Here is a 465-nt window from a genome sequence, read left to right as displayed (position 1 = left end):
AAGCCGCAGAGCGGGTTCGAGATAGTGCAAAAGCGGGCACGAGCGTGGATATCACCAAAATTGATAACAAAGATTTCCGGTGGCGATGCGTGCAGGGGTCACACCCGTTCTCATCCCGAACACGATGGTTAAGACCTGTGCGGCCGATGGTACTATACTGGAGACGGTATGGGAGAGTAGGTGGCTGCCGGATTTAAATGGGCTTATAGCTCAGCCGGTTAGAGCGCACGCCTGATAAGCGTGAGGTCGGTGGTTCGAGTCCACTTAAGCCCAGTTGGAGAAACTGGAAAGAGGGAAACCTCTCGGAGAGGGGAAAGATCCACTTAAGCCCAGTTGGAGAAGCTGGAAAGAGGGAAACCTCTCGGAGAGGGGAAAGGTTCACTTAAGCCCAGTTGGAAGAATAGAAAACTAAAGGACGAAAGCCCTTTATGGGGGTATAGCTCAGTTGGGAGAGCACCTGCCTTG

The 465-nt window shown here is 52.7% G+C and carries 1 tRNA gene and 1 rRNA gene; both read left to right on the top strand.

Annotated features, from left to right (window positions below):
• Positions 1-75: 75 nt before the first annotated feature.
• Positions 76-193, top strand: a 5S ribosomal RNA gene (gene rrf / locus ASU35_RS06895).
• Positions 194-199: 6 nt separating this feature from the next.
• Positions 200-273, top strand: a tRNA-Ile gene (locus ASU35_RS06890).
• Positions 274-465: the final 192 nt, after the last annotated feature.

Origin of the sequence: Acetivibrio ethanolgignens (assembly GCF_001461035.1) — a bacterium.
Classification (GTDB): Bacteria; Bacillota; Clostridia; order Lachnospirales; family Lachnospiraceae; genus Velocimicrobium; species Velocimicrobium ethanolgignens.
Note: the sequence above shows the minus strand (reverse complement) of the source record. Positions and strands in the feature narration are given on the sequence as shown.